We start from the raw sequence: 25,848 nt of genomic DNA on the forward strand, positions 1-25,848 counted from the left end.
ATATCATGAAAAAATATGTCATACTCTTTCTTTTCGTGGCCGTCAGCCTGACATCCGTGGCCTGCGTCAAACTGGGCAGTGAGCCGCTGGACAAGCGATTTTATCAAATAACATCAACACGAAACGCTCCCGCAGTCGAGACCGGATATGACATCGTTCTCAAGGTACGACGCCTATCCATATCCCAACTCTACAACACGCGAGAATTAATTTATCGAGGACAAAATGGCCGGATCGAATCCGACTTTTACAACACGTTTTTTATTCCACCAGCGGACATGCTGACGTCCGAGTTGCGTGCCTGGATCAGAGGAAGTGCGCTTTTTTCTCACATCATTGAACCAGGCAGTATGGTTGTGCCGGATTTGACCCTTGAAGGCGTCGTTAACGCGCTCTATGGCGACTATTCGCTTGACACACCAGCCGCTGTAGTGGAAATGCAGTTCTTCATGGTCGATGAAACGTCAGCGAATAACGACATCATTTTTTCCAAGACCTACAGCGAACGTATCCCCATGGCCGAATCATCGGCTACCGCGCTGGTCCAGGCCATGACCACGGGGGTACACACTATATATACCAATCTTGAAACCGACCTGATATCAGCAGGCCTGAAGAAATAATGGCAAAAAGAAACAAAATTTACCGCCCCGAAGAATTCGACGAAATTGATGATCGCCCGAGCCGCTCCCAATTAAAACGGGACATGAAGGAATTACAAAAGCTTGGTGCCGACCTCGCAGCCTTGGGTGATACCATGGTCAAAGAGGCCTGCCTCCCGGCTGAAGTGGAAAAGGCACTGCTGCTCATCAAGAAAATCCCCAAACACGAAGCCAGCCGACGACATATGCAATACGTCGGCAAACTCATGCGGACCTTTGATACCACCCATGTTCGGGAAATAGTGGATGCGGCCAAACAAGGGCACTCCATTAAAACCGCCGAGTTTCATCGTCTTGAGATTATTCGAGAACGATTAATCGATGGTGATGACGATCTTTTGCAGAAACTATTCGACACCAACCCGGAGCAGGGACAACGACTGCGCCAACTCACCTTGGGAGCACGCCGGGCAAAGACCAGCGACAAGCCACCAAAAGACGCACGAAACCTGTTCAAACTCCTTCGAACCATGACTTTTGATGAGGGAAAATAGCATTTTCCCCTTGACGAGAGGCTTTTCGGTTTTATCTAGTGTCGATAGAACATGATCGGCGGCTTCTTCCGCCATACTGCAAGGAGTAACTTATGGTCATTCATGAATATGCCGGAGTTGTCACCGAACTGCCCGACAGAGCTTGCCCGCACTGTGGCAAGATAATGGACGCATGGCTCGCACCGCCGGAATCCGGCTGGAATGTCATTCTGATTTGCAACAACAACAATTGTTCACATTATCTGGAGTCCGAAGGAGATATTCTCCACAAACGGGACGATTCCCATCTGGGATGCCGATATGCAGAAGATCCGGACAATGGATTCAAACCCGTCAATGTTCTTGCCGTCTGCCCGCACTAACCGTTTTTCATAGAACACCGTAAAAAGGGTTTCGTTCTGCGGAACCCTTTTTATGTTTTCCTCCCCCACTCATTCTTATTCCTTTCCCCACCAATCGATGCTAAATTTTGTGACCATTTGCAAAAAAGGATACCGCTTTGATACAGACGACCGGCCAAACCAAGGCATTTCTGGCTCTCGGCGCAGCCGTCGTGCTCTGGGCCAGCTCATTTATCGTTCTTAAATTCGCCTTTCAATACTTTGATCCGATGGTGGTCATCTTTGGACGAATGCTCATTGCCAGTCTCTGTTTTCTGCTAATTTTCAAAAATCTGAAAAATATCGAATACCGTCCGGGGGATTGGAAACTCCTGCTCTTCATGGGCGTATGCGAGCCGGGTTTCTACTTTGTCTTTGAAGCCATGGCCCTCACCTACACGGATGCCTCACAGGCGGGCATGATCTGCGCCCTGTTGCCACTCATGGCCGCCGTGGTCGCCCGATTCACCCTCGGCGAACAACTGACCCGCCGCATGGTCGTCAGCTTCTGTCTCGCCATTGTTGGAGCCGTGGTGCTCTCTGTAGCTGCCGAACCAACAACAACTGCATCCAATCCCGTTCTGGGGAATTTTCTGGAATTCATGGCTATGGTCTGCGCAGTCGGGTACATGATTTCTCTCAAGAAACTCAGCCCACGATACAATTCATGGTTTTTGACCATGATTCAGGCCTTTATCGGTGCCATCTTCTATTTTCCACTCCTGTTCCTGCCAACAACGACACTGCCCACATCCTTTGACCCATTCGGTGTCTTCACCGTCGTCTATCTGGGGATCATGGTCACTATCCTGGCCTATGGACTCTACAACTACGGCATGTCGAAAATCCCGGTGGGACAAGCATCCTCTTTCATCAACCTGATTCCGGTCCTCACCCTGATCTTCGGGATGGTCTTTCTCAATGAACGTCTCAACTGGGTTCAATACGCCGCGTCCGCACTGGTCATTATCGGTGTCTACGTGAGCCAAGGAAAATCCAAAAACCCAAAAAAAGCGATCTAACGGGATTCGGCGGCATGAACCATCCGAAAATCGCCTGGCTCCCCTGACGTCTCGGGCGCAGGGATGAAAAGATCTTCACGCGTACAGCCCGCTTCCTTGAGCAATCGAGCCACTGCCTCGACACCGCTATCGCCGACATCCAAACTGTATTCCGTGACAAAGGTCTCGATGTGCGTGGAAATGACGGTATCATCCATTTCCTGCGCATAGGACTTGATATAGTCGTGCGCGCCTTCAGGATTTGACCGGGCTTCAAGCACACTCTGACGGATGGCTTCATTCATTTGCAATGCGATATCCTGCCCCAATGACCGCTTGATGGCTATAGCCCCCAACGGAATCGGCATTCCGGTATACTCTTCCCACCAGGCACCAAGATCGAGCACCCGACACAATCCCCTTTCTCCAAAGGTAAACCGTCCTTCGTGAATCACGACCCCAGCGGCCACGTTTCCGGCGTCAACTGCTGGCATGATTTCGTCAAACACCATTTCGACCAGATCAACGGAAATCCCCGCATCCTTGCAGCACAACCCAAACAACAGATTGGCCGTGGTATGCCGTCCAGGAATGGCGACCCGTTGCCCATCCAGTGACGCGATGTCACACCCGTCACGCGCAACCACAATCGGACCGACGCCATAGCCCATGGCCCCACCGGCACGCAACAAAATATATTTATCCAACACCCCGGCAGCAGCAGCCACCGAGATTTTCACCACATCGAGAGAACCGGATGACGCGAGTCCATTCAGCTCTTCGACATCAGCCAAAGTCACATCCACGCCACCCGGCCAAGCAACTGTGCCGGATGCCAGAGCGTGAAAAATATAGGTGTCATTGGGACAGGGCGAATACCCAATCGTCAGTTTCCGTTGCATACATTTCTCCAAAATTCGTCAATTGAATACCCGCTATTGACAGCCACGAATATCGCTTATAGGGATAGTGACCAGGTGGTCACCACTAATCGAACCATTCAAGGAAAGCAAGAATACATCCATGGTACAGAATCCAAAAACTTTTGAAAACCTCCCCAAAGAAAAGCAGGAACGCGTCCTGCGAGAAGCAACATCCGAATTCGCCGAGCATGGCTACCATCAGGCGAGTGTCAATCGAATCGTGACTCGCGTAGGTATCGCCAAGGGGTCGTTATTCAAATATTTCGGCACAAAGCAGGGACTTTTCGACTATATTTTCAGCCACGCCGTCACCCAGTTCAAACAGCCACTCAAACACATTCGCGACACTACGTCGGATAAGGACTTTTTCGAACGCATTGAAAAGAGCCTGTTGGCCGGCGTGGATTTCATCGAAGCGCACCCACACATTTACCGAATTTACCTGAAAATGCTCTTTCAGGAAAATTTCCCCATGCGTGACAAATTTCTGGGCGAAGTCCGGCGGCGGTCCACCAAATACCTCCGTCCGCTTATCACGGCGGCCATGGAGTCCGGTGAATTACGCAAGGATTTGGACCCGGACATGGCAGTTTTTTATCTGGATTCGGTCATGGACCGCTTTTTTCAAGCCCACACCGTTCCCGCATTGGACGGTCCCATCACCCTGTACAACACGGACAGGCAAACAACGGAAGCCAAGGCCCACGCCATCACGGAAATGCTCCGGCGCGGACTGACCACCCCATCCTGAACACAGGAGACGACATGCGTCTATTCAAAAACACGTACTATGAAAACATGGGCCTCGCCACTATCAAAAAGAAAATTGATAACGGCGAACGCTTGAGCTTCGAAGACGGCATCACCCTCTTCGAATGCCCCGAACCGCTGGCTGTGGGCGCACTTGCCCACCAGGTCCGAACCCAAATGCACGGCGACACAGCATTTTATGTGGTCAACCAGCACGTCAATTATACCAACGTGTGTGTCAACGGCTGCATCTTTTGCGCCTATCAACGGGAAGAAGGCCAGGACGGCGGTTTCGTGCTGAGCACGGACGATGTCATCGCCAAAATTGACGCTGCCGCACTCACCCCCAGTGAAATCCACATCGTGGGCGGGTGTCATCCAAGACTCGGACTGGCGTACTTCGAAGCCATGCTCACAGCGATCAAAACCCGACTGCCCAATGTGGTCCTGAAATGTTTCACCGCCGTAGAAATCGCCCATTTCGCCGAGGTCGAAGGCGTTTCCACCCTTGAAGTCCTCACCCGACTCAAAGCCGCTGGTCTGGACATGTTGCCCGGAGGCGGTGCCGAAATCTTTGCCCCGGCCATTCGACAACAGATATGCGCACGCAAAGCCACGGCCAAGGAATGGCTGGCCGTTCACGAACAGGCACACGGTCTGGGACTCAAATCCAATTGCACCATGCTTTTCGGACACATTGAATCCATCGAAGACCGCGTCGATCACCTTATCCAACTCCGGGAATCCCAAGATCGTGGTGGCGGATATACCTGTTTCATCCCCCTGCCTTTCCTGACGGAAAACAGCCAATTGACCATTGGCAATCCGCTCACGGGCCTGGAAGAACTCCGCACTATTGCGGTCAGCCGACTCCTGCTCGACAACATCCCGCACATCAAGGCGTATTGGGTCATGCTCGGCGTCAAACAGGCGCAGGCGGCCTTGAAATTCGGTGCTGACGACTTTGATGGCACCGTCGTGGAAGAAAAAATCGGGCACGAAGCCGGAGCCACATCCGAACAGGGAATGACTCGGACCGAACTGATGGAAATGATTCGCGGCTGCGGATGCACCCCGGTTGAACGCGACGGATTTTTCAACAAATTATAGAACAACTCTGTCGAATGGTGCCACGGCTTTGCACCGTGCGCCAATTTTACATCCCTTGTCAGTCCACGCTTTCGCAGACGCGACAGGGACACACACCATATGAGCCATGTGAGTAAACGTATGCGCAAATTGGATACCATATTTGATAAGATCATGGGTGGCGAACGAATTGATTTTGACGAAGCCACACTGCTCTACGAAACAGCGAATTTTCACGATCTGGGACGATTGGCCCATCATGTCCGCTTGACCAAACACCCTGACCCGATTGTCTCCTACGTAGTTGACAGAAATATCAACTACTCCAACATCTGCGTCTGCTGCTGCAAGTTCTGCGCCTTCTACAAGACGCCGAATCAGGACGGTGGCTATGTACTAAGCCATGAAGAAATAGGCCAGAAGATCAAGGAAACGCTGGATCTTGGCGGCACTCAAATCCTCATGCAGGGGGGGCACCACCCAGACCTTCCATTAACGTGGTACGAAGAAATGCTGCGGTATATCAAAGCAAATTACACCGTCCACATCCACGCCTTTTCACCGCCGGAAATCGTTTTCTGGAGCGACAAGGAAGGCATCCCCGTGGCCGATGTCATTGCCAGACTCCACGCCGCCGGACTGGATTCCATCCCGGGTGGCGGTGCCGAAATCCTGGTTGATGCTGTAAGGTCAACGGTTTCGCCCAACAAATGTCCAACAGATGAATGGCTCAATGTCATGGAACAAGCTCACAAACAGGGTTTGCGGACAACTGCCACCATGATGTTCGGACATAAAGAAACGCCGACACAACGTTTGGAGCACCTGTTCGCAGTTCGTGACACCCAGGACAAAACCGGCGGATTCACCGCGTTCATCCCATGGACATTCCAACCGGATCACACAGAATTGCCTGAGTGTCGAAAACTCACCAGCATCGAATACCTTCGTCTGTTGGCGGTCTCACGCATCGTGCTCGACAATATCGACAACGTGCAGGTTTCCTGGGTCACCATGGGACCAAAAATCGCTCAACTCGCCCTCTATTTTGGCGGAAACGACTTTGGCTCAACCATGCTTGAAGAAAACGTGGTCAAGGCGGCTGGGGTGTCATTTCGCTTATCGCAACAGGAAATCAATCGACTCGTCACGGCAGCCGGTTTCACGCCACGGCAACGGACCATGGACTATACACTTCTGGAGACTCGATAATGACTATTCAACTCGGAAAAATCGGGTATCTCAACGTGCTGCCCATCTACCATCCACTGGAAACCCAAGAAATCCCGAACAGTTTTCACATCCAATCCGGGCCACCGTCGGCCTTGAACAGACTGATGGATGCCGAAAAGTTGGATATTTCAGCCGCTTCATCCATTGAATATGCACGTCACCCTGAGAAATATTATCTGGTTCCGGATCTGGCCATCGGAAGTCGCGGGCCTGTCCAAAGCGTGTTGTTATTGAGCCGCCACCCAGTGAAAGCCCTTCAGGGGAAAACCATTCTGGTCAGTTCTCAAACGCATACTTCGGCAGCCCTGCTCGCAGTATTGCAAAAGGAACTCTGGAATATATCAACGGAATCGGTCACAGGAAATGCAACGGTTGTCCTTGAAAAAGGCGAACGCCCAGACGCCATCCTTGCCATTGGAGATGAAGCCCTGAACCTTCGCTATCACCCGGATTACCCACACCGAATCGATCTGGGCGAAGCATGGCGGGAACTCACTGGACTGCCGTTCATCTTCGGCGTCTGGATCGTGCAGCGAAAAAGCTGGGAGAAATCCGCACCCATTTTGGCAAAAGCCGTCACCATGCTTCTCGAAGCAAAGCAATGGGGGATTGAAAACATCGAACAGATGTGCCAGTTGGCAGCCAACGAAAGCTGTCTGTCCACTGAGGAAATGCGCTCATATTTCGATGGATTGGTCTATGATCTCGGTGAAGAAGAGCGCAAGGGACTGACTTTGTTTTACAAGCATCTCAAAAACACCGGACTCATAGAATCGACCCCGGAGATTGCGTTCATTCCATAAAAAAATACGCTATTCCGAAGAGTTAAACCCCACAAAGGCCTTCAACGCCGGAAACATGTGCCGACCGCTATGGTAAATGAGGTAGAATTGCCGTGTCCCTGCCAACGCAGGGACATCAAGGGCGGTCAGCACATTCCGTGCAATCATGTCCTCAGCGACCAGTCGGGATGTAAAACACACACCCATCCCTTGCGCAGCATACGCAAGTCCTTCTGATGTTCCTTCAACACGACACCGAACCGGCAAGTCATGAATACTGTGCCCAGCCTCTTCCAGAGCTTTTTCCAACACCCGTCTGGTGGCTGACCCTCGTTCACGCATAATCCAGGGCAGAGACGCGACGTGAGAGAGCGAAACAGGACCTCTGTCTGGCAGCCACGACACTTTTGGAGATGCCACAAGGACTCGCTCATCATCTGCCAATTGCACCGCGACCAATTCTGGTTCCTCAGGCTTTTGCCCAACAATCCCCACAGGGAATTCACCAGAAAGAACACGCTGAATTATTTCTGTAGAATCATGCGTGTGAACCGTGAAATTGACCGCTGGATACTTTCGCGAAAAACCGGACAAAATCTGCGGCAAAAGTCCCAACGAGGGAATCGTGCTGCACCCGACTCCCATATCACCAACCACCCTATTCCGTAACATTTCGATGGACGCCCGCGCCTGATCCAGATTGGCAAAAACCTTGACCGCACTCACATACAGAACTTCACCAGCGTCGGTGGGTAAAATAGTGCGTCCCAAGCGATCAAAAAGTTTGACGCCAAGTTCCTCTTCCAAGTTGGCAACATGAGAACTGATAGTCGGCTGCGACAAAAACATCACATCACCAGCCTTGGAAAAACTTTGCAATTCATAGACTCGACAAAAGGCTTCAAGCTTTCGGACATCCATTGTTTTCTATCCTGTCTATCGATAAAATCTATATTAAAAAGCATAAAAAAAGGCGGGTCAAAGACCCGCCTTTTAACATTACTTTTCTTCGGCTTCTTCAGAAGCAGCTTTCTCAGCAGGCTTCTCTTCAGCAGGAGTTTCTTTTTTGGCTGCGGCCTTTTCAGGAGCAGCTTTTTTCTCTTCTTTGGCAGGTTTCGCTTCCTTCTCAGCCGGAGCGTCTGCAGCCTTCTGGGTCAATTCAATAATGACCATGGGGGCGCAGTCACCCTTACGGGGCTGGGAGAGTTTGATGATGCGAGTGTATCCACCCGTTCCACCTTCAAAGCGAGGCCCAATTTCGTCGAAGAGACGCTGAACCAACTGATGACTGCCAAGAACCTTATAGGCCTGGCGGCGAGCATGAAGATCGTTACGGAGAGCCAAGGTGATGAGCTTATCGACAATGCGACGAAGTTCTTTTGCCTTGGGTTCAGTCGTGCGGATCTGCTCGTAGGTCAGCAGGGCGCGGGCCATGTTTTTGAACATGGCGGCACGATGAGTATTGGACCGGTTCAGTTTACGGCCTGACTTTCTATGCCTCATTTTTCTCTTTCCTCTTCAACCATTCCTGGTATTTCTTGTCAAAATCCTCAACCGTCATACCGAATTTCAACGTCATGGAATCAAGCACCCGACGAATCTCATCAAGAGATTTACGACCAAAGTTCTTGGTCTTCAACATGGCTTGTTCGGTACGCTGAACCAATTCACCAACCAACTGAATGTTGGCGGCCTTCAAGCAGTTGGTGGCGCGAACTGACAGTTCAAGCTCATCAATTGATTTGAAGAGGTTCGGGTTCAGATCAATGGCATCGTCTTCTTCTTCTTGAGTCTCCGAAGAGAGTTCATCAAAATTGATAAAGACGGACAATTGCTCTTTCAGGATTTTGGCACTGTATGCACAGGCATCCTCGGGGGAGACTGAACCATCGGTCCAGACCTCGAGAATGAGCTTGTCGTAGTTGGTCATCTGGCCGACACGCGCTTGTTCAACAGCGTATGCGACCTTTTTGACTGGGGAGTAACTGGCGTCGAGGATCATGGAGCCGATCTCGTCGGTGAGTCCTTCATGCATGTCAGCCGGGACGTACCCTTTGCCCATGCGGACCTCCAACTCCATCTTGAAGCTACGATTTTCAGTCAGGGTGGCAATGAGCTGATCCTTGTTCAAAACAGTGACGTTCTGATTTTCCTGGATCATGCCGGCAGTGACCTGCCCTTTCTTATTGGCTTCAAGAGTTAAACGCTGAGGCTCATCCGTTGTCATAGCCATGCGAACCATTTTCAGGTTCAACACGACCTCGGTCATGTCCTCAAGAACACCAGGCACGGTGGTGAATTCATGCTGTACTCCCTCAAGCGAGGCAGACACGATGGCACAGCCTTGCATAGAAGAAAGAAGAACCCGGCGCATGGCATTACCAATGGTTGTGGCATACCCACGCTCAAGTGGTTCACAAATGAATTTACCGTACATCTCGGAGGACTTGGGATCACGGACCAGTTTGTCGGCCATGACCAATTCGCTCCAATTGCGGGTGTTGATGAGTTTGTCGCCGTTCTCAATAAGCATGAAGTCCCCTATTTACTTGGAGTACAATTCGACAATAAGCTGCTCGTTGATCGGGAACTGGATGTCTTCCCGGCTCGGCATGGCCTTAACCGTGCCCTTGAAGTTGGCACCGTCAGATTCCAACCACTCAGGGCAACCGCGACGGGCAATGACTTCCTGGGCTTCGCTGATCACAGGGATCTTGCGAGCTTCTTCTCGAACTTCAATGATATCTTCGGACTGAACCTGCATGGACGGGATGCTCACGCGACGGCCATTGAGTTTGAAGATACCATGACGCACCAACTGACGAGCCTGATCGCGGGAGTTGGCAAAGCCAAGGCGATAGATCACGTTGTCAAGGCGACGCTCGAGCAGCATCAACAAATTATGACCGGTCACACCCTTCATGCCATCAGCACGATGGTAATACATACGGAACTGGCCTTCCAGCACTCCGTACATACGGCGGACTTTCTGTTTTTCTCGCAACTGGATGGCGTAATCGCTCATCTTGTGACGCATACGTCCGGAATGTCCCGGCGGGTAGGGGCGCTTTTCATAAGCGCACTTATCAGTGTAGCAGCGATCGCCCTTGAGAAAGAGTTTCTCTCCCTCTCGACGGCACAGCTTGCATTTTGCTTGAGTATATCTTGCCACGATACTTCTCCTTATTAGACCCTGCGGCGTTTAGGCGGACGGCAACCATTGTGGGGAATCGGTGTGATATCCCGAATGAAGGTCACTTTAAAGCCTGCGTTGTTGATGGCGCGCATGGCGGCCTCACGTCCAGAGCCAGGGCCCTTGACGTAAATACCGACTGTACGCATTCCGGAATCCTGAGCGCGCTTGGCGGCGGATTCTGCTGCCATCTGTGCCGCGAAAGGAGTGGACTTGCGGGAGCCTTTAAAATGAGCACCTGCAGAAGCCCAGCTGACGACATTACCTTTTACGTCTGAGAAGGTCACGATCGTGTTATTGAACGTGGCTTTGACGTGGGCAATGCCGACGGGAATATTCTTCTTCTCTTTCTTCTTCCCAGATCGACGGGGTTTAGCCATTGCCTTAATCTCCGTTGAATAAATGTCTATACAACGCTCTTTGGTATATCACCAAAGAGCGATATTCGCGATGTCGCGTACTTATTTCTTCTTGCGGCCCATGACAGAACGACGGGGACCCTTGCGAGTACGAGCATTTGTCTTGGATTTCTGTCCACGAACGGGCAGACCGCGACGATGGCGCAGGCCACGGTAGCAGCCAATGTCCATCAAACGTTTGATATTGGTGGTGATCTCACGACGGAGGTCACCCTCAACCTTGTAGTTGTTTTCAATCTCAAGACGAATCTGGCTGACTTCTTCAGCAGTGAGGTTATCACTGTTGGTTTTCCAGTCCACTTTCGAGGTCTCGAGAATCTGCAGGGCCATGGTCCGGCCGATGCCGTAAATGTACGTCAGCGCAACATCAATGCGCTTGTTCTTCGGCAGATCAACACCAGCAATACGTGCCATAGTTATTTCCCTCTATCCTTGACGCTGCTTGTGCCGGGGGTTCTCACAGATCACCCGCAGGACACCGTTGCGCCTGATTACTTTGCACTTGGAACACATTTTCTTAACAGAAGGTCTTACTTTCATGACCATCTCCATTGTCTGAATACAATAATGCCTATGCCCCCTATTGGGGGTGGCCTTTTAAACGAAGCTGTGTTTACTACAGCGTTTTACGACAATAAGCAAGTCCGAATTGTCTCATCTCCATGAAGACTAATCGGTCGAGCTCAATATCCTTGGTCCATCGGAGGTGACAGCAATCGTATGCTCAAAGTGAGCGGACAGTTTCCTGTCCTTGGTCACCGCTGTCCATTGATCCTCGAGAACTTCAACTTCATAACTCCCAAGCGTGACCATCGGCTCAATGGCAAGCACCATTCCGGCTTTAAGAGGAACGCCGGACATGCCCTTGGGAACAAAGTTGGGGATCTCAGGCTTCTCATGAAGATGACTGCCGATCCCGTGTCCTACAAAACGACGGACTATACCAAAACCAAACCCTTCGACGTATGACTGGACTGCCGCGGAGATGTCATACAGGTTGTTTCCAGGAATGGCTTTTTCAATACCCTTATAAAGAGACTTTTTGGTTACGTCCATAAGCTTTTTTGCTTCGTCCGAAACCTGTCCCACTGCGAAGGTCCGAGCGGAATCTCCGTAGAATCCTTTGAACACGACACCCATGTCAACGCTGACAATGTCCCCTTCATTCAGGATACGCTCCTTGGAAGGAAAGCCGTGAACAATCTCTTCATTCACAGAACAACACAGGGCAAAAGGGAATCCCTGATACCCCAGAAATGCCGGACGCACGTCATATTGATCGCACATAGAACGGCATATATCCTCTAGAAACATGGTTGAGATGCCAGGTTTGACGTTCTCTCCCAGTTCATCAAGGATAGTGGAAACAATGCGATTGGCCTCACGCATGAGGCCAATCTCTTTATCGTTTTTGAGGAAAACACCTCTGAACTTTTTCAAAGCTAATGCCTGCCCTTCAATTTACCAGCCTTGCCCATCAAACCTTCGTACTGACGAGAGATCAGATAAGACTCGACCTGCCCCATGAAATCCATGGCTACGCCAACCACAATCAACAGGGATGTTCCGCCGAAATAAAACGGCACGCTGAACTTGCTGATCAGGACCATTGGCAGCACGCAGACCGCGGACACATAAAACGCTCCCCACAATGTAATACGGGACAGCACTCTGTCAATGTATTCGCGAGTACGGTTCCCCGGACGAATGCCCGGGATAAAACCGCCCTGCTTCTGAATATTCTCGGCAATTCCCTTGGGATCAAACATGATCGCCGTGTAGAAATAGCAGAAGAATATGATTATTCCAATGAACAACAAGTTGTAGACAATGGAAGTTGGGCTCATGAAGGCTGCAAAATCTTGCAGGAACTCGTTATTGGAGAACTGTGCAAGCGTTGCAGGGAACATCAGTATGGATGAAGCAAAGATCGGAGGAATAACACCAGCGGTGTTGATCTTCAACGGCAGATGCGTTGTCTGCCCACCGAACATGCGACGTCCTTGCTGACGTTTGGCATAGTGAATCGGAATCCTGCGCTGCCCTCTTTCCATAAACACGATGAAAGCCAAAGTGACGATCATCACGAGTATCAGAAAGAGCAGAATGAACAGGGTGATTTCACCGACGGTCATCAACTGGATAGTATTAATCACTGCGGCCGGAAGACCCGCGATAATACCAGCGTAAATGATCAGGGAGATACCGTTTCCGATTCCCTTTTCAGTCATTTGCTCACCCAGCCACATCAGGAATACGGTCCCAGCAGTCAGCGTCAAGATGGTAATCAACTTGAAACTGATGCCGGAGAACAGCACCATGGGCGCGCCCGTGGGGCTACTCATCGACTCAAGACCAGTGGCAATGGCAAAGCCCTGCACGATGGTGATGAGTACGGTCCCGTACCTGGTGTACTGGGTTATTTTTTTCCGTCCGGCCTCGCCTTCCTCCTTTTGGAGGCGCTTCAGCTCGGGCGACACGACGGTCAGGAGCTGAAGAATAATCGACGCCGAAATGTAGGGCATGATGCCCAGTGCGAAGATGGACATATTGGACAGTCCACCGCCCGAGAACATATCGAATATCCCGAAGAGGGTGTTCTGCGCCTGGGCGAAAAACTCCGTCAGAGCCGCACTGTCAACGCCGGGAATAGGTATATGAATGCCCATCCGGTAGACAGCAAGCAGTGCGAACGTCCAGAGCAGCTTTTTACGCAGCTCTGGCAATCGGGCAATATTATCAACTCCTGACATCGTATCAATACCCTTCGAGTAGAGTGTTAAGCTTCAATGGCCTTGGCGGTACCGCCGGCCTTGGCAATTTTCTCGGCTGCAGACGCACTGAAGCGATGAGCTTCAATGGTCACGGCCTGAGCAACATCACCAGTCCCGAGCACTTTGACCGGGGCGTTGTTCTTGACAACACCACGTTCATACATGTCGTTCAAAGTGATTTCTGCCTTGCCTTCGAACAGGGCCATCAGTCGGCCAACGTTCACAGCTTGGTACTCTTCGCGGAAGGGATTCTTGAATCCGCGCTTAGGCAGACGACGAGCCAGAGGCATCTGGCCGCCTTCAAATCCAGGACGAACACCACCGCCGGAGCGAGCATTCTGTCCCTTATGGCCTTTGCCGGATGTCTTGCCCCAGCCTGAGCCGGAACCACGACCAATCCGTTTGCGATTCTTGTATTCTTCCGGGAAGGCGTAGAGTTCATGCAGTTTCATTATTCCACTACCTCCACCAGGTGTCTAACCTTATAGATCATGCCACGAATAACCGGAGTGTCTTCGTGCTCTTTGACCTGGCTGATGCGACGCAAGCCCAATGCTTCCAGGGTTCTCACCTGGTCAGGCTTGCAGCCGATCTTGCTTTTGATCTGTTTTACTTTAATCACGGCGATCTCCTTTACTTTCTCGGCGTAGATACCGGGACACCGCGCAGGGCGGACATTTCCTCGGCACTCCGCAGGGACTCCAGACCAGCCATGGTGGCACGCAGCACGTTGTGCGGATTATTTGTTCCAATAGCCTTAGTCAGGATATCATGAACGCCAATGGCTTCCATGATTGCACGAACAGGACCACCAGCAATAATACCGGTACCACGACTTGCAGGCTTCAACATAACGCGGCCTGCGCCATACCGTCCAAGAACCTCATACGGAAGAGTGCCGTCGAGCAAAGGAACATTGATCATGTTCTTCTTCGCTCGTTCAGACGCCTTGCGGATGGCTTCGGGGACTTCATTAGCCTTACCCAAACCATAACCGACTCCACCTTCACCGTCTCCGACGACCACCAGGCAGCTGAAGCTGAAACGGCGGCCACCCTTGACAACTTTGGCGACGCGATTGAGGTAGACGATCTTTTCAATCAATCCACTATCATTCTGTTCCATTGTTCTTTCCTAGCTACCTAGAATTTAAGCCCGGCTTCACGGGCGCCGTCGGCAAGAGCTTTTACCTTGCCGTGATAGATATATCCACTCCGGTCAAAGACACAGGTCTCAATTTTCTTGGCCAAAGCGGCTTCGGCAATAGCCTTACCCACTTTGGTTGCAGAGTCCTTGTTGGCCTTGAGAGTCTCGCCATCCTTGTTCAGCACTTGCGTGCTGGAGGAGGCCAGAGTCACACCGTTCACGTCATCGACCAACTGAGCATACAGATGCTGGTTGGACCGATACACGACCAAACGAGGCCTGACTTCGGTTCCGGATATTTTCTTTCTGATGCGGGGCTTCCGAAGAAGCCTCTGTGCATTTTTGCTTTTACTCATTGACTTATACCCCTACTTAGCGCCGGACTTACCAGCCTTACGGCGGATGTATTCGTCAGTGTACTTAATGCCCTTGCCCTTGTAGGGTTCCGGCGGACGTACACGGCGGATTTGTGCCGCGACTTCTCCAACAAGTTGCTTATCGAGGCCTTCAATGGTCAGCTTAGAGCCTTCCGCCTTGGCTTCGAGACCGGCAGGCAAATCGAACTCGACCGGATGTGAAAATCCGACGTTCAGCACGATTTTTTTACCCTGTACGGACACCTTGTAACCTACACCGATCACTTCCAAGGCCTTGGAAAAGCCCTTGGTCACGCCATCAATGCAGTTGGCAAGCAAGGTCCGACGAAGACCATGCTGACCACGCGCTTGGCGAGAATCATCAGTACGGGAGACATACACCTTGCCATCCTCGATCTTATACTCAACGGTCGGGTGGACCGGAGTCTGCAAGGTCCCCTTCGGGCCCTTAACCTGGATCTCGGAGGCTCCAACAGATACCTCAACACCCGCAGGGATGTCGATGGGATTCTTTCCTATACGAGACATAGTGGAACCTCTTTACCAGATTTCGCAGAGCAGCTCGCCGCCAACATTGGCCTCTTTGGCCTTGGCACCTTCAAGCAACCCTTTGGATGTGGACACGATACAAATACCGATGCCGTTCTGGACTCGGGGGATATCAGAAGCACCTACGTATACGCGACGACCGGGCTTACTGACCTTTTTGAGGCCAGTAATAAGCGGTTTTCCGTCAACGTACTTGAGGGTAATACTGATGTCCCTGTCCTCGACAGCGTAGTCGGTGATATAACCTTCTTCCTTCAAAATACCCGCGATGGAAGACTTCATCTTGGAAGTCGGGATAGCGACATCTTTATGATATGCGCCATACGCATTCCGAATGCGGGTCAACATGTCGGCTACAGGATCAACAACAGCCATTTCATTTCTCCTTAATTACCAGCTCGCCTTGCGGACGCCGGGAAGTTCTCCAGCGAGAGCCTTGTTACGGAAGCAAATACGGCAGATGCCATAATGCCTCAGAAAAGCTCGAGGACGGCCACAAATCGGACAACGATTATATGCGCGGACCTTGAACTTGGGTTTGCGGCGTGCCTTAACACGTAAGCTTGTTTTGGCCACTTTCCGTCCTCCTACTTTTTAAAGGGCATACCGAGCAGATCGAGGAGGCTTTTGCCTTCCTTATCGGTCTTAGCGGTCGTGCACACTGTCACGTTCATGCCCTTCACCATCTCTACTCTATCAATGTCAAGCTCAGGGAAGATGGTGTGTTCCTTGATGCCCATTGTGAAGTTACCACGACCGTCAAAACCACGATCAGGGATACCGCGAAAGTCGCGGACACGGGGCAGAGCAAAGCTCACGAGCTTGTCAAAAAAGTCCCACATTACATCGCCGCGCAAAGTGACGCGAGTACCGACCGGCAGACCTTCGCGCAGCTTGAACTGAGCGATGGACTTTTTTGCCAGGGTCACAACGGCTTTTTGGCCTGCGATGGCGGTCAATTCCTTCACAGCGGGTTCGATGAGCTTGCTATTCTGGCTCGCTTCACCAAGTCCGATGTTCAAGGAGATCTTCGTCATGCGAGGAATCTCCATGGAAGAGGAATAACCGTACTCTTTCAAGAGTTCGGGGACGACCTTTTCATTATATACTGTCTCGAGACGTGTCATACTGATACCTACTTGAAGGTTTCGTTGCACTTCTTGCAGAAGCGAACCTTCTTTCCATCTTCAGTCTTCTTGTACCCGACCCGCGTGGGCTTGGTGCATGCGTCGCATACAATAGCCACATTGGATACATGGATCGGGGCTTCCTTCTCGATAATACCGCCGGGTTGCTGGGCATAGGGGTTGGCTTTGGTGTGGCGCTGGACCATATTCACCTTCTCAACCAGGACTTTGTCCTGCTTCTTGAGAATCTTCAACACCTTACCGATCTTACCCTTGTCCTTGCCGGCGATGACCATGACTTTGTCGTCTTTGCGAATTTTAGTCTTCATCATCATATCCTTACAGGACCTCGGGAGCGAGGGAAACGATCTTCATGAAGCCGGCTGCACGCAGTTCACGGGCCACGGGTCCGAAAATACGGGTTCCCACAGGATCCATGCCTGAGTTAAGCAGAACGGCGGAATTGTTGTCGAACTTGATGTAGGAACCGTCGGGACGACCGAGTTCCTTCTTGGTGCGAACGACAACTGCCTTCATGACCGAGCCCTTCTTCACTTTGGAATGGGGCATGGCCTCTTTGACGGACACTACAATAATATCACCGACGCTGGCGTAACGGCGCTTGGAACCACCAAGCACCTTGATGCACAGGACCTCTTTGGCCCCAGAGTTGTCAGCAACGTCGAGTCTGGATTCAACTTGTATCATGTTTCCTCCTAAACCTAGACGGCCTTTTCGAGAATTTGCACCAAATGCCACCGTTTACGGCGGGACATGGGCCTCGATTCGACAATCTGCACCTTGTCGCCAACACCACAATCATTAGCCGGATCATGGGCCATGAATTTTTTGCGGCGGCGAATGTACTTCTTCAGCAGCGGATGCTTCACCAGTGTCTCGACACGGACGACAATCGTCTTGTCTGCCTTGTCGGAGATCACCAAGCCGGTGAGCACGCGCTTGTTGCCTTGGTATTTAAACTCAGCCATTTCTCTACGCTCCCTGTCGTTCCCGCTGAATAGTCAGGATACGGGCGATAGTCTTTTTGAGGCCAACAAGAGTCTGTGTGTTCTCGAGCTGAGCTGTGGCATGCTTGAAACGCATGGAAAACAACTCATTCCGAGATTCAGTCAGTTTCTCGTTTAACTTGGCGTCATCCAGTTCACGAAGTTCTTTGGAAGTCAGCATTTACAGACCCTCCTTCACAACGATGGATGTCTTGATCGGCAGCTTGTAAGAAGCGCGCTTGAGTGCTTCCTTGGCCAACTCGATGTCAACACCTTTAACTTCGTACATAATACGACCCGGTTTCACCGGCGCAACCCAACCATCGGGAGCGCCTTTACCCTTACCCATGCGGACTTCCGCGGGCTTGGAGGTGACGGGGAAATCAGGGAAGATGCGGATCCAGACTTTACCGCCGCGCTTGATGTGCCGCATAATAGCGACACGGGCGGATTCGATTTGCTGGGCTGTAATCTTTCCGTGCTCCAATGCCTTCAGGCCGATATCGCCGAAGGACACACTGTTACCCCGTTGGGCCTTGCCTCTGAGGCGGCCTTTCTGCCGCTTTCTGAATTTTACTCTTTTTGGAGCAAGCATTACTGTTCTACCTCTTTGTCCAGAATCTCACCCTTGAAAATCCAGACCTTGACTCCGATCACGCCGTACGTAGTAGCTGCTTCGGCGAAACCATAGTCGATGTCGGCACGGAGTGTGTGCAAAGGCACACGCCCATCACGGTACCATTCGGCGCGTGCGATTTCGGCGCCAGCCAGGCGACCTGCACATGCGACCTTGATACCCTCTCCACCGAATTTCCTGGCAAGGCCCACCGTACGCTTCATGGCACGGCGGAAGGCAATTCGACGTTCAAGCTGCTGGGCAATGTTCTCAGCTACGAGCTGAGCTTCAACCTCCGGTCGACGGATCTCGTTGACCTCAATGGTGAATTCAGTTTGAAACTTGTTGCGCAATTCTTCACGCAACTTTTCTATCTCGACACCTTTACGACCGATAACAATACCGGGACGTGCAGTGTGGATGATCAGGCGCATCTTGCCGCCGGCCCGCTCGATTTCGATACGGGCAACGCCAGCTTGATACAATTTTTTCTTAACGAACTTGCGTACCTGGTCGTCCTGAAGAACGAACGCAGGATAGTCCTTTTTGCTGTACCAGCGGGACAGCCAGTTCTTGTTATACCCCAGACGAAAACCGTAAGGATGTACTTTCTGTCCCATATTACTGTTCCTTCACTACGATTGTAATGTGGCTGGTACGCTTCCTGATGCGATAGGCGCGGCCCATGGCACGCGGCTGGATACGCTTCCAGGTAGGACCTTCGTTAACCATGACCGAATCAACGATCAGGGAATCAACATCAACGCCGGGCATCTGTTCCGCATTGGAAATAGCGGAAAAGAGCACCTTGCTGAGAATTTTGGCAGCTTTCTTCGGAGTGAACCGGAGAATGTTGAGCGCGTCTTCCACGCCCTTGCCTTTAATATTCTCGGCAACAAGACGAGTCTTGCGCGGAGATACACGGATGAATTTAGAGACTGCTTTAGCTTCCATGATGTCCTCCTAACCTACTTCTTCTTATCGGCAAGATGGCCGAAGTAAGTACGGGTCGGGGAAAATTCACCCAATTTGTGTCCGACCATATTTTCGGTAACGAACACGGGGATGAACTTACGACCATTATGGACAGCGAAAGTCATACCGACCATCTCAGGGACGATCGTGGAACGGCGGGACCAAGTTTTGATCACGCGGCGATCCTGATTTTCAGCAGCCACTTGAATTTTCTTTATCAGGTGCCCGTCAAGGAACGGACCCTTTTTAAGAGATCTAGGCATTAGTTATACTCCTACTTCTGGCCGCGGCGTTTGACGATGAGCTTCGAGGAAGCCTTCTTCGTATTCCGGGTCTTGTAACCCTTGGCCGGGGTACCCCACGGGGAAACCGGATGACGACCACCGGAACTACGACCTTCACCACCACCCAACGGGTGATCGATCGGGTTCATTGCCACACCACGAACTTTCGGGCGACGACCGAGCCAACGGTTACGGCCAGCTTTACCGATCTTGATTTTCTCATGTTGAATATTTCCAACCTGACCGACTGTGGCACAACATGTGGCCAGGATCTTGCGAACCTCACCAGAAGGCATCCGCAGAAGAGCATATTTGCCTTCTTTGGCGACCAGCTGTGCATAGGTACCGGCTGCACGGCAGAACTGTCCACCCTTTCCAGGATGCAGTTCGATGTTGTGCACGATGGTACCTGTCGGAATCCGGGTCAGGTCCATGGCGTTACCGGGCTTGATGTCAGCACCTTCACCAGCAACGATGGAATCACCCTGATTCAGGCCGACAGGGGCCAGGATATACCGTTTCTCGCCATCGACGTAATGCAAAAGAGCAATACGAGCGCTGCGATTCGGATCATATTCAATCTCGGCAACCGTGGCAGGAACGCCAACCTTGTTGCGTTTGAAATCAATGAGACGGTACAGAGTCTTGTGTCCTCCACCGCGACGGCGCATGGTGACACGACCATTATTATTACGGCCAGACTTTTTCGTCAGGCCCTTTGTCAACGACCTCTCGGGAGTGGTCCTGGTGATCTCGGCGAAATCGGAGATCGTCTGGAACCGACGACCCGGAGAAGTAGGCTTCAACTTACGGGTTGCCATGGTTACACTCCTTCGAATATTTCGATTTTGTCACCGACAGCAAGCTTGACGTATGCCTTCTTGTAGCCGGAAATCCGACCACCAGTGGAACGACCAAACTTCTTGCGGGGCATTGCTTTCTTCCGGACAATATTCACTGACTCGACTTTGACGTCGAAGGCTGTCTCAACGGCCTTCTTCACCTCGATCTTGTTGGAATCGGGGTGGACGTAGAAAGAGACGTGATTGGATTGCTCTTTTGCATCGTTGGCCTTTTCAGAAACAACGGGCTTGAGCAGAACTTGTGAATAATCCATTACTTCAACCTCTCTTGAACGTCTTGCGCGGCGGCCTCGAGCATAACCAGCTCGGGGTACAGCAGCACGTCGTAAACATTCAGCTTGTCGGCTTCAATAACCTTGATATGGGGCATATTCCTGACGGACAGCTCCAAATTCTTATCAACGTCTTTGGCGACGATAAGCGTCTTGGTCATGCCGAGCTTCTCAGCAACAGCTGCAAAGGCCTTGGTTTTGATCTCTGCGAGATCGATGGTGTTGACCACGGTAATCTTCTCTTCAGAAGCACGGGAGGACAATGCCATCTTCAGGGCCAATTTGCGAACCTTTTTATTGACTTTGAAGGAGTAATCGCGGGGCTGCGGGCCAAAGGTGGTTGCACCACCGCGCCACAGAGGCGAACGGACGGAGCCGGCACGAGCACGGCCTGTGCCCTTCTGCCGCCAAGGCTTGCGACCGCCACCGGTCTTCAAAGCACGATTCTTAGTAGCGTGGGTTCCCTGACGCTGTGAAGCGCGCTGGGCGCGGACAACGTGGTTGAGGATTTCAGGCATGATTTCTACCTCGAAAACCTCAGGGGCCAACTCGAAGTCACCCACTTTCGTATTATTCTGATCTACAACTTGTATTTTAGCCATGACGTATACCTCTTAGCCGTTCTTGCGGATCATCACGAGGCCGTTGTTGGGACCGGGCACCTGGCCCTTGACCAACAGGACATTGTCCTCGGGCCTGACATCGACGATTTCCACGTTGCTCAAGGTTACACGTGCATTACCCATCTGTCCGGGCATTTTCTTGCCCTTCCAGACGCGGCCCGGGAAAGTGGCATTACCGACAGAACCGGGAACGCGGTGAACTTTCTCAGCACCATGGGAGGCACGGGAGCCAGCGAAGTTGTGACGCTTCATGACACCCTGGAAACCCTTACCCTTGGAGGTACCTGTAATCTTGACCTTTTCACCGGCGGCAAAGATGTCGACGGTAATTTCCTGGCCCAGTTCGTATTCTGCAACCGCTTCAAGGGGAAATTCCTTGAGTGTACGGTAGAGATCCTTACCGGCCTTTGCCATATGGCCTTTCATGGGCTTGTTCACTTTGCGTTCGGCAATGGAATCATAACCGAGCTGCAAAGCGTTGTAGCCTTCATTATCCGTGGTCTTGATCTGCATGACCGGGCAAGGACCAGCCTTGATTACGGTCACAGGACAAATCGTACCATCGTCCTTGAATATGCGTGTCATGCCCAGCTTTTTGCCAAGCAATCCGAGAGTCTTAGCCATAACTATACTCCTAGAGCTTGATCTCGACGTCAACGCCTGCGGGCAAGGAAAGCTTGCCAAGAGCGTCAACAGTCTGCTGAGTGGGTTCAAGAATATCCAGAAGACGCTTGTGAATACGCATTTCAAACTGCTCACGAGACTTTTTGTCAACGTGAACAGACTTCTGAACAGTGGTACGATGTATGTCGGTGGGCAGCGGCACAGGGCCGGCAATTGCCGCACCCGTATTCCGAGCGGTGTCAACGATTTCGGTGACAGCCTTATCAAGAATACGGTAATCGTATGATCTCAATTTAATTCTGATGCGATCGCTCGCCATCGAAGCAGCCATAGTGCTTTCTCCTCAAAGGATTTATCTTTGCCCGTGCCATAATTACTCACAGCACGATTTATTGCAGCGGTCGGGTTAAATACACCCGCCCCGCTACACTGTCAAGCAAAGGGAAAATCCTCGGCTCTACGTTAATCTTTTCCGTTCATCAATTCTTCGGCCAAGCTGTTCGGCAACTTCTCGTAATGATCGAACTGCATGGTGAATGTCGCGCGGCCCTGGGTCTTCGAACGAAGATCCGTAGCGTATCCGAACATTTCGGAAAGCGGGACAAACGACCGAACGACCTGAACACCTGTGCGGGCTTCCATTTCACCCACGCGTCCACGACGACCGTTCAAGTCACCCATGACATCACCAAGATAGTCTTCAGGGGTCACAACTTCCACCGACATGATCGGCTCGAGAAGGACCGGCTTGGCACCTTTGCAGGCTTGTTTGATAGCCTGAGAACCGGCAATGTAGAAGGCCTGTTCGCTTGAATCGACTTCATGATAGGAGCCGTACACAAGCTTGACCTTCACATCGACAACCGGGAAACCGGCGACGATACCGTTCTTCATGGCATCTTTAATGCCCTTATCAACAGCGGGAATGTATTCCTTGGGAATCACGCCGCCCTTGATTTCGTCCACGAATTCGTACCCTTTCTCAGGATTGGGTTCAACTTCGAGAACAACGTGGCCATACTGACCACGACCACCAGACTGTTTGGCATGTTTGACATCAACCTTTTTCGGTGCGGAGATGGTCTCTCTGTACGCAACGCGGGGCGCGCCCACATTGGCGTTCACGTTGAACTCCCTGAGGAGACGATCAACAATGATTTCGAGATGCAACTCGCCCATTCCGGCGATCAGAGTCTGTCCGGTTTCCTCATCACCCTTGACGCGGAAAGACGGATCTTCCTTGGCAAGTTTGACGAGAGCCGCGGACAATGTGTCACGGTCTGCCTTAGTCTTGGGTTCAATAGCCACTTCGATAACCGAATCAGGGATGTCCAAGGACTCAAGCACGACTGCGTGTTTGAGATCGGACATGGTATCGCCAGTGGCTACGTATTTGAGGCCGACGGCGGCGACAATGTCACCGGCGAATGCCTCTTTTATTTCTTCACGCTTGTTGGCGTGCATTTTCAAGAGACGACCAATGCGTTCTTTCTTGCCGGTTGCAGCGTTCATGACAGTGTCACCGCTGACGATCTTACCGGAGTAGATACGCAAAAAGGTCAGATGGCCAACAAAGGGGTCGGTCATCAGTTTGAAGGCAAGTGCTGCGAGCGGCTTATCGTCGTCGCAGGGGCACTCGATCTCTTCTTCGGTGTCGGGGTCGATGCCTTTCATGGTCTCGATATCGAGCGGAGAAGGCATGTAATCGACAACGGCGTCGAGCAACGGCTGTACACCCTTGTTACGGAATGCGGTGCCGCACAGCACGGGGCAGATGGTCAGGCTGTTCGTCGCCTTACGCACGCCCTCGCGCAGTTCGTCGGGAGTCAATTCCTCGTCAGCCATGTACCTTTCAAGAAGCACTTCGTCTTCTTCTGCAATGGCTTCGATCATCTCGGAACGCATCAGTTCATATTGATCCTGAAGGTCTGCCGGGACGTCAACGGTGGAGAAGCTGGCACCATGATCTTTATGATCATAGATGTATGCCTTGCCTTCGATGAGATCGACAACACCTTGGAATTCGTCCTCTGCACCGATAGGCAACTGGACAGGCACGGCCTTAGCACCGAGACGAGTCCTCATCATGTCAACGCAACGGAAGAAATCCGCACCAGTGCGGTCCATCTTGTTGACAAATGCCATGCGGGGCACGTCGTACCGATCCGCCTGGCGCCACACCGTTTCGGACTGAGGTTCAACTCCGGCCACGGAGTCGAAGACGGCTATGGCGCCGTCAAGGACGCGCAGTGCGCGCTCAACTTCCATGGTGAAGTCAACGTGACCAGGTGTGTCAATAATGTTGACACGATGGTCCCGCCACATACAAGTGGTTGCAGCAGACGTGATAGTGATACCACGTTCCTGCTCCTGAACCATCCAGTCCATGGTTGCTTCGCCATCGTGAACTTCACCGATCTTATGGGAAACACCGGTGTAAAACAAAATGCGCTCTGTAGTGGTCGTCTTGCCCGCATCGATGTGAGCCATGATACCAATATTGCGCTGTTTATCTCTGGGTACTTTTCTCGCCACTGTAATACTCCGTGACTACCAGCGGTAGTGGGCAAAAGCTTTATTCGCTTCGGCCATCTTGTGGGTATCTTCGCGCTTTTTGACGGCGCCGCCACGGTTATTGAATGCGTCGAGGAGTTCTCCGGACAGACGGGCAACCATGCCCTTCTCTCCGCGACCGCGCGCATATCCGATCAGCCAACGAATGGCGAGAGCGGTTTGACGGTCAGGACGAACTTCCAAGGGTACCTGATAGGTAGCACCACCGACACGACGGGATTTGACTTCCAGAGCTGGACGAATGTTGTCCAAGCACTTTTCGAAGGCCTTCAAAGGCTCTTCGTTCGTCTTGTTGGCCAGGGTTTCAATTGCCTGGTAGAAAATTCTTTCAGCAGTGCTTTTCTTACCGTCCAGCATCAGACGGTTGATGAAGCGAGTAATGAGTTTGCTGCCGTACACGGGGTCCGGCAGAATCTGTCTCTTTTGGACAGGACCTTTACGAGGCATTTTTTTCTCCTTGAGTTCATCCGGGGGGACATTATTTCAGGCAGCCTCCGCCCTACTTTGTCATCCCTCCCCGGGCATTAAAAAAGGCTTAACCTATTTAGGACGCTTGGTGCCGTACTTGGAACGACCACGACGACGATCATCAACACCAGAGGTATCGAGAGTACCGCGGACAATGTGGTAACGGACACCGGGCAAGTCTTTTACACGACCGCCGCGGATAAGTACCACGGAGTGTTCCTGAAGGTTATGGCCTTCACCACCGATATAAGCGGTGACTTCCATGCCGTTGGTCAGACGCACACGAGCAACCTTACGAAGCGCGGAGTTCGGCTTCTTAGGGGTTGTGGTGTACACTCTGGTGCAAACACCGCGGCGCTGAGGGCATTCCATCAAGGCCGGGGTCTTCTTCCGTTTGGACTGCGCTTTGCGGCCACTACGGATGAGTTGGTTAATGGTGGGCATTCATCCTCCAATCATTAGTTAATAGATTACCCACGCGCAAATACTGCGCAAAGAGGACCGCAAGTAATCCAAAAACTCGGGGCTTGTCAAGTAAATCGCCCAGAACTTCCAGAATACTTTTGGGTTTTCGTATAAAAAAAAGTTGGAGGGGTCCAACCCCTCCAACTTTTTTCATCAATTTTCCACGGTTGAAACCGTG

The 25,848-nt window shown here is 51.7% G+C and carries 42 protein-coding genes; 8 read left to right on the top strand and 34 right to left on the bottom strand.

The window, feature by feature from the left end; all coding sequences use genetic code 11:
- Positions 1-5 precede the first annotated feature (5 nt).
- The 4 genes from GO013_RS00585 to GO013_RS00600 all read left to right on the top strand — a co-directional run bounded on the left by GO013_RS00585 (position 6) and on the right by GO013_RS00600 (position 2,558).
- The gene (locus GO013_RS00585) at positions 6-623 is read left to right on the top strand and encodes an ABC-type transport auxiliary lipoprotein family protein (RefSeq protein WP_163808099.1); all 618 of its coding nucleotides are present in this window, start codon (positions 6-8) and stop codon (positions 621-623) included.
- The gene (gene yjgA, locus GO013_RS00590) at positions 623-1,156 is read left to right on the top strand and encodes a ribosome biogenesis factor YjgA (protein ID WP_163808100.1); all 534 of its coding nucleotides are present in this window, start codon (positions 623-625) and stop codon (positions 1,154-1,156) included. The genes GO013_RS00585 and yjgA overlap by 1 nt, the downstream gene beginning before the upstream one ends.
- Before the next feature lie 92 nt (positions 1,157-1,248).
- Positions 1,249-1,518 (top strand): hypothetical protein, encoded by a 270-nt coding sequence (locus GO013_RS00595; RefSeq protein WP_163808101.1) that lies wholly within the window; start codon positions 1,249-1,251, stop codon positions 1,516-1,518.
- 137 nt (positions 1,519-1,655) lie between these two features.
- Positions 1,656-2,558 (top strand): DMT family transporter, encoded by a 903-nt coding sequence (locus GO013_RS00600; RefSeq protein ID WP_163808102.1) that lies wholly within the window; start codon positions 1,656-1,658, stop codon positions 2,556-2,558.
- On the opposite strand, the gene GO013_RS00605 is transcribed toward GO013_RS00600, so the two are convergent.
- The gene (locus GO013_RS00605; protein WP_163808103.1) at positions 2,555-3,439 is read right to left on the bottom strand and encodes a 1,4-dihydroxy-6-naphthoate synthase; all 885 of its coding nucleotides are present in this window, start codon (positions 3,437-3,439) and stop codon (positions 2,555-2,557) included. The two genes, GO013_RS00600 and GO013_RS00605, sit on opposite strands and share 4 nt — an antisense overlap.
- A gap of 121 nt (positions 3,440-3,560) precedes the next feature.
- On the opposite strand from GO013_RS00605, the gene GO013_RS00610 reads away from it, so the two are divergent.
- The 4 genes from GO013_RS00610 (at position 3,561) to GO013_RS00625 (ending at position 7,335) form a co-directional block, all read left to right on the top strand.
- The gene (locus GO013_RS00610) at positions 3,561-4,211 is read left to right on the top strand and encodes a TetR/AcrR family transcriptional regulator (RefSeq protein WP_163808104.1); all 651 of its coding nucleotides are present in this window, start codon (positions 3,561-3,563) and stop codon (positions 4,209-4,211) included.
- A gap of 14 nt (positions 4,212-4,225) precedes the next feature.
- Entirely contained in the window at positions 4,226-5,320 is a 1,095-nt protein-coding gene (gene mqnE / locus GO013_RS00615) for an aminofutalosine synthase MqnE (RefSeq protein WP_163808105.1), read from the top strand.
- 120 nt (positions 5,321-5,440) lie between these two features.
- Entirely contained in the window at positions 5,441-6,511 is a 1,071-nt protein-coding gene (gene mqnC / locus GO013_RS00620) for a cyclic dehypoxanthinyl futalosine synthase (protein WP_163808106.1), read from the top strand.
- Positions 6,511-7,335, top strand: coding sequence for a menaquinone biosynthesis protein (locus GO013_RS00625; protein WP_163808107.1), 825 nt, complete (start codon positions 6,511-6,513; stop codon positions 7,333-7,335). Before mqnC ends, GO013_RS00625 begins: the two co-directional genes overlap by 1 nt.
- Before the next feature lie 9 nt (positions 7,336-7,344).
- Here the strand turns inward: GO013_RS00625 and GO013_RS00630 are convergent, their stop codons facing one another.
- The 33 genes from GO013_RS00630 to rpsL all read right to left on the bottom strand — a co-directional run bounded on the left by GO013_RS00630 (position 7,345) and on the right by rpsL (position 25,649).
- Positions 7,345-8,235: a selenium metabolism-associated LysR family transcriptional regulator gene (locus GO013_RS00630; protein WP_163808108.1), complete on the bottom strand. Its 891-nt coding sequence runs from the start codon at positions 8,233-8,235 to the stop codon at positions 7,345-7,347.
- A 78-nt stretch (positions 8,236-8,313) separates the two neighbouring features.
- Entirely contained in the window at positions 8,314-8,817 is a 504-nt protein-coding gene (gene rplQ / locus GO013_RS00635) for a 50S ribosomal protein L17 (RefSeq protein WP_163808109.1), read from the bottom strand.
- Positions 8,807-9,847: a DNA-directed RNA polymerase subunit alpha gene (locus GO013_RS00640; protein ID WP_163808110.1), complete on the bottom strand. Its 1,041-nt coding sequence runs from the start codon at positions 9,845-9,847 to the stop codon at positions 8,807-8,809. Before GO013_RS00640 ends, rplQ begins: the two co-directional genes overlap by 11 nt.
- A gap of 12 nt (positions 9,848-9,859) precedes the next feature.
- Positions 9,860-10,486: a 30S ribosomal protein S4 gene (gene rpsD / locus GO013_RS00645; RefSeq protein ID WP_163808111.1), complete on the bottom strand. Its 627-nt coding sequence runs from the start codon at positions 10,484-10,486 to the stop codon at positions 9,860-9,862.
- 14 nt (positions 10,487-10,500) lie between these two features.
- On the bottom strand, positions 10,501-10,887 hold the full coding sequence (gene rpsK, locus GO013_RS00650) for a 30S ribosomal protein S11 (protein ID WP_163808112.1): 387 nt from the start codon (positions 10,885-10,887) through the stop codon (positions 10,501-10,503).
- Between the two features lie 81 nt (positions 10,888-10,968).
- Positions 10,969-11,340 (bottom strand): 30S ribosomal protein S13, encoded by a 372-nt coding sequence (gene rpsM, locus GO013_RS00655; protein ID WP_163808113.1) that lies wholly within the window; start codon positions 11,338-11,340, stop codon positions 10,969-10,971.
- A 12-nt stretch (positions 11,341-11,352) separates the two neighbouring features.
- Positions 11,353-11,466, bottom strand: a complete 114-nt coding sequence (gene rpmJ, locus GO013_RS00660) for a 50S ribosomal protein L36 (RefSeq protein WP_014324049.1) — start codon at positions 11,464-11,466, stop codon at positions 11,353-11,355.
- 129 nt (positions 11,467-11,595) lie between these two features.
- Positions 11,596-12,366, bottom strand: a complete 771-nt coding sequence (gene map / locus GO013_RS00665) for a type I methionyl aminopeptidase (protein ID WP_163808114.1) — start codon at positions 12,364-12,366, stop codon at positions 11,596-11,598.
- Between the two features lie 2 nt (positions 12,367-12,368).
- Entirely contained in the window at positions 12,369-13,679 is a 1,311-nt protein-coding gene (gene secY, locus GO013_RS00670) for a preprotein translocase subunit SecY (RefSeq protein WP_163808115.1), read from the bottom strand.
- A 26-nt stretch (positions 13,680-13,705) separates the two neighbouring features.
- On the bottom strand, positions 13,706-14,152 hold the full coding sequence (rplO, locus tag GO013_RS00675; protein ID WP_163808116.1) for a 50S ribosomal protein L15: 447 nt from the start codon (positions 14,150-14,152) through the stop codon (positions 13,706-13,708).
- Positions 14,152-14,322: a 50S ribosomal protein L30 gene (gene rpmD, locus GO013_RS00680; protein WP_343219512.1), complete on the bottom strand. Its 171-nt coding sequence runs from the start codon at positions 14,320-14,322 to the stop codon at positions 14,152-14,154. Before rpmD ends, rplO begins: the two co-directional genes overlap by 1 nt.
- Positions 14,323-14,333: 11 nt before the next feature.
- Positions 14,334-14,825 (bottom strand): 30S ribosomal protein S5, encoded by a 492-nt coding sequence (rpsE, locus tag GO013_RS00685; protein ID WP_163808117.1) that lies wholly within the window; start codon positions 14,823-14,825, stop codon positions 14,334-14,336.
- Between the two features lie 17 nt (positions 14,826-14,842).
- Positions 14,843-15,202, bottom strand: coding sequence for a 50S ribosomal protein L18 (gene rplR, locus GO013_RS00690; protein ID WP_163808118.1), 360 nt, complete (start codon positions 15,200-15,202; stop codon positions 14,843-14,845).
- A 12-nt stretch (positions 15,203-15,214) separates the two neighbouring features.
- The gene (gene rplF, locus GO013_RS00695) at positions 15,215-15,751 is read right to left on the bottom strand and encodes a 50S ribosomal protein L6 (protein ID WP_163808119.1); all 537 of its coding nucleotides are present in this window, start codon (positions 15,749-15,751) and stop codon (positions 15,215-15,217) included.
- Positions 15,752-15,763: 12 nt separating this feature from the next.
- On the bottom strand, positions 15,764-16,147 hold the full coding sequence (rpsH, locus tag GO013_RS00700; RefSeq protein WP_163808120.1) for a 30S ribosomal protein S8: 384 nt from the start codon (positions 16,145-16,147) through the stop codon (positions 15,764-15,766).
- A gap of 15 nt (positions 16,148-16,162) precedes the next feature.
- Positions 16,163-16,348, bottom strand: a complete 186-nt coding sequence (locus tag GO013_RS00705; RefSeq protein WP_163808121.1) for a type Z 30S ribosomal protein S14 — start codon at positions 16,346-16,348, stop codon at positions 16,163-16,165.
- Positions 16,349-16,359: 11 nt separating this feature from the next.
- A complete protein-coding gene (rplE, locus tag GO013_RS00710; RefSeq protein ID WP_163808122.1) occupies positions 16,360-16,899 on the bottom strand; it encodes a 50S ribosomal protein L5 in 540 nt (179 codons plus the stop codon).
- Between the two features lie 8 nt (positions 16,900-16,907).
- On the bottom strand, positions 16,908-17,231 hold the full coding sequence (rplX, locus tag GO013_RS00715; protein ID WP_163808123.1) for a 50S ribosomal protein L24: 324 nt from the start codon (positions 17,229-17,231) through the stop codon (positions 16,908-16,910).
- 7 nt (positions 17,232-17,238) lie between these two features.
- On the bottom strand, positions 17,239-17,607 hold the full coding sequence (rplN, locus tag GO013_RS00720) for a 50S ribosomal protein L14 (RefSeq protein ID WP_163808124.1): 369 nt from the start codon (positions 17,605-17,607) through the stop codon (positions 17,239-17,241).
- Between the two features lie 14 nt (positions 17,608-17,621).
- A complete protein-coding gene (rpsQ, locus tag GO013_RS00725; protein WP_163808125.1) occupies positions 17,622-17,888 on the bottom strand; it encodes a 30S ribosomal protein S17 in 267 nt (88 codons plus the stop codon).
- A 4-nt stretch (positions 17,889-17,892) separates the two neighbouring features.
- Positions 17,893-18,084 (bottom strand): 50S ribosomal protein L29, encoded by a 192-nt coding sequence (rpmC, locus tag GO013_RS00730; protein WP_163808230.1) that lies wholly within the window; start codon positions 18,082-18,084, stop codon positions 17,893-17,895.
- A gap of 3 nt (positions 18,085-18,087) precedes the next feature.
- Positions 18,088-18,501 (bottom strand): 50S ribosomal protein L16, encoded by a 414-nt coding sequence (gene rplP, locus GO013_RS00735; RefSeq protein ID WP_163808126.1) that lies wholly within the window; start codon positions 18,499-18,501, stop codon positions 18,088-18,090.
- On the bottom strand, positions 18,501-19,142 hold the full coding sequence (gene rpsC / locus GO013_RS00740; protein ID WP_163808127.1) for a 30S ribosomal protein S3: 642 nt from the start codon (positions 19,140-19,142) through the stop codon (positions 18,501-18,503). Before rpsC ends, rplP begins: the two co-directional genes overlap by 1 nt.
- Position 19,143: 1 nt before the next feature.
- A complete protein-coding gene (rplV, locus tag GO013_RS00745) occupies positions 19,144-19,476 on the bottom strand; it encodes a 50S ribosomal protein L22 (RefSeq protein WP_163808128.1) in 333 nt (110 codons plus the stop codon).
- Positions 19,477-19,490: 14 nt separating this feature from the next.
- Positions 19,491-19,760: a 30S ribosomal protein S19 gene (gene rpsS, locus GO013_RS00750; RefSeq protein ID WP_163808129.1), complete on the bottom strand. Its 270-nt coding sequence runs from the start codon at positions 19,758-19,760 to the stop codon at positions 19,491-19,493.
- An 11-nt stretch (positions 19,761-19,771) separates the two neighbouring features.
- Positions 19,772-20,602 carry a 50S ribosomal protein L2 gene (rplB, locus tag GO013_RS00755; protein ID WP_163808130.1) on the bottom strand — a complete coding sequence of 277 codons (831 nt, stop codon included), beginning with the start codon at positions 20,600-20,602 and terminating at the stop codon, positions 19,772-19,774.
- 2 nt (positions 20,603-20,604) lie between these two features.
- Complete coding sequence (gene rplW / locus GO013_RS00760; protein ID WP_163808131.1) at positions 20,605-20,898, bottom strand: 50S ribosomal protein L23; 294 nt, start codon at positions 20,896-20,898, stop codon at positions 20,605-20,607.
- Entirely contained in the window at positions 20,898-21,518 is a 621-nt protein-coding gene (gene rplD / locus GO013_RS00765) for a 50S ribosomal protein L4 (RefSeq protein WP_163808132.1), read from the bottom strand. The genes rplW and rplD overlap by 1 nt, the downstream gene beginning before the upstream one ends.
- A 12-nt stretch (positions 21,519-21,530) precedes the next feature.
- Entirely contained in the window at positions 21,531-22,163 is a 633-nt protein-coding gene (gene rplC / locus GO013_RS00770) for a 50S ribosomal protein L3 (protein WP_163808133.1), read from the bottom strand.
- 10 nt (positions 22,164-22,173) lie between these two features.
- Entirely contained in the window at positions 22,174-22,494 is a 321-nt protein-coding gene (gene rpsJ, locus GO013_RS00775) for a 30S ribosomal protein S10 (RefSeq protein ID WP_163808134.1), read from the bottom strand.
- Positions 22,495-22,625: 131 nt separating this feature from the next.
- On the bottom strand, positions 22,626-24,698 hold the full coding sequence (gene fusA, locus GO013_RS00780) for an elongation factor G (protein WP_163808135.1): 2,073 nt from the start codon (positions 24,696-24,698) through the stop codon (positions 22,626-22,628).
- Between the two features lie 15 nt (positions 24,699-24,713).
- Positions 24,714-25,184 carry a 30S ribosomal protein S7 gene (rpsG, locus tag GO013_RS00785; protein ID WP_163808136.1) on the bottom strand — a complete coding sequence of 157 codons (471 nt, stop codon included), beginning with the start codon at positions 25,182-25,184 and terminating at the stop codon, positions 24,714-24,716.
- Between the two features lie 93 nt (positions 25,185-25,277).
- Complete coding sequence (gene rpsL / locus GO013_RS00790) at positions 25,278-25,649, bottom strand: 30S ribosomal protein S12 (RefSeq protein WP_163808137.1); 372 nt, start codon at positions 25,647-25,649, stop codon at positions 25,278-25,280.
- Positions 25,650-25,848: the final 199 nt, after the last annotated feature.

The sequence above is a fragment of the Pseudodesulfovibrio sp. JC047 genome, from assembly GCF_010468615.1.
Classification (GTDB): domain Bacteria; phylum Desulfobacterota; class Desulfovibrionia; order Desulfovibrionales; family Desulfovibrionaceae; genus Pseudodesulfovibrio.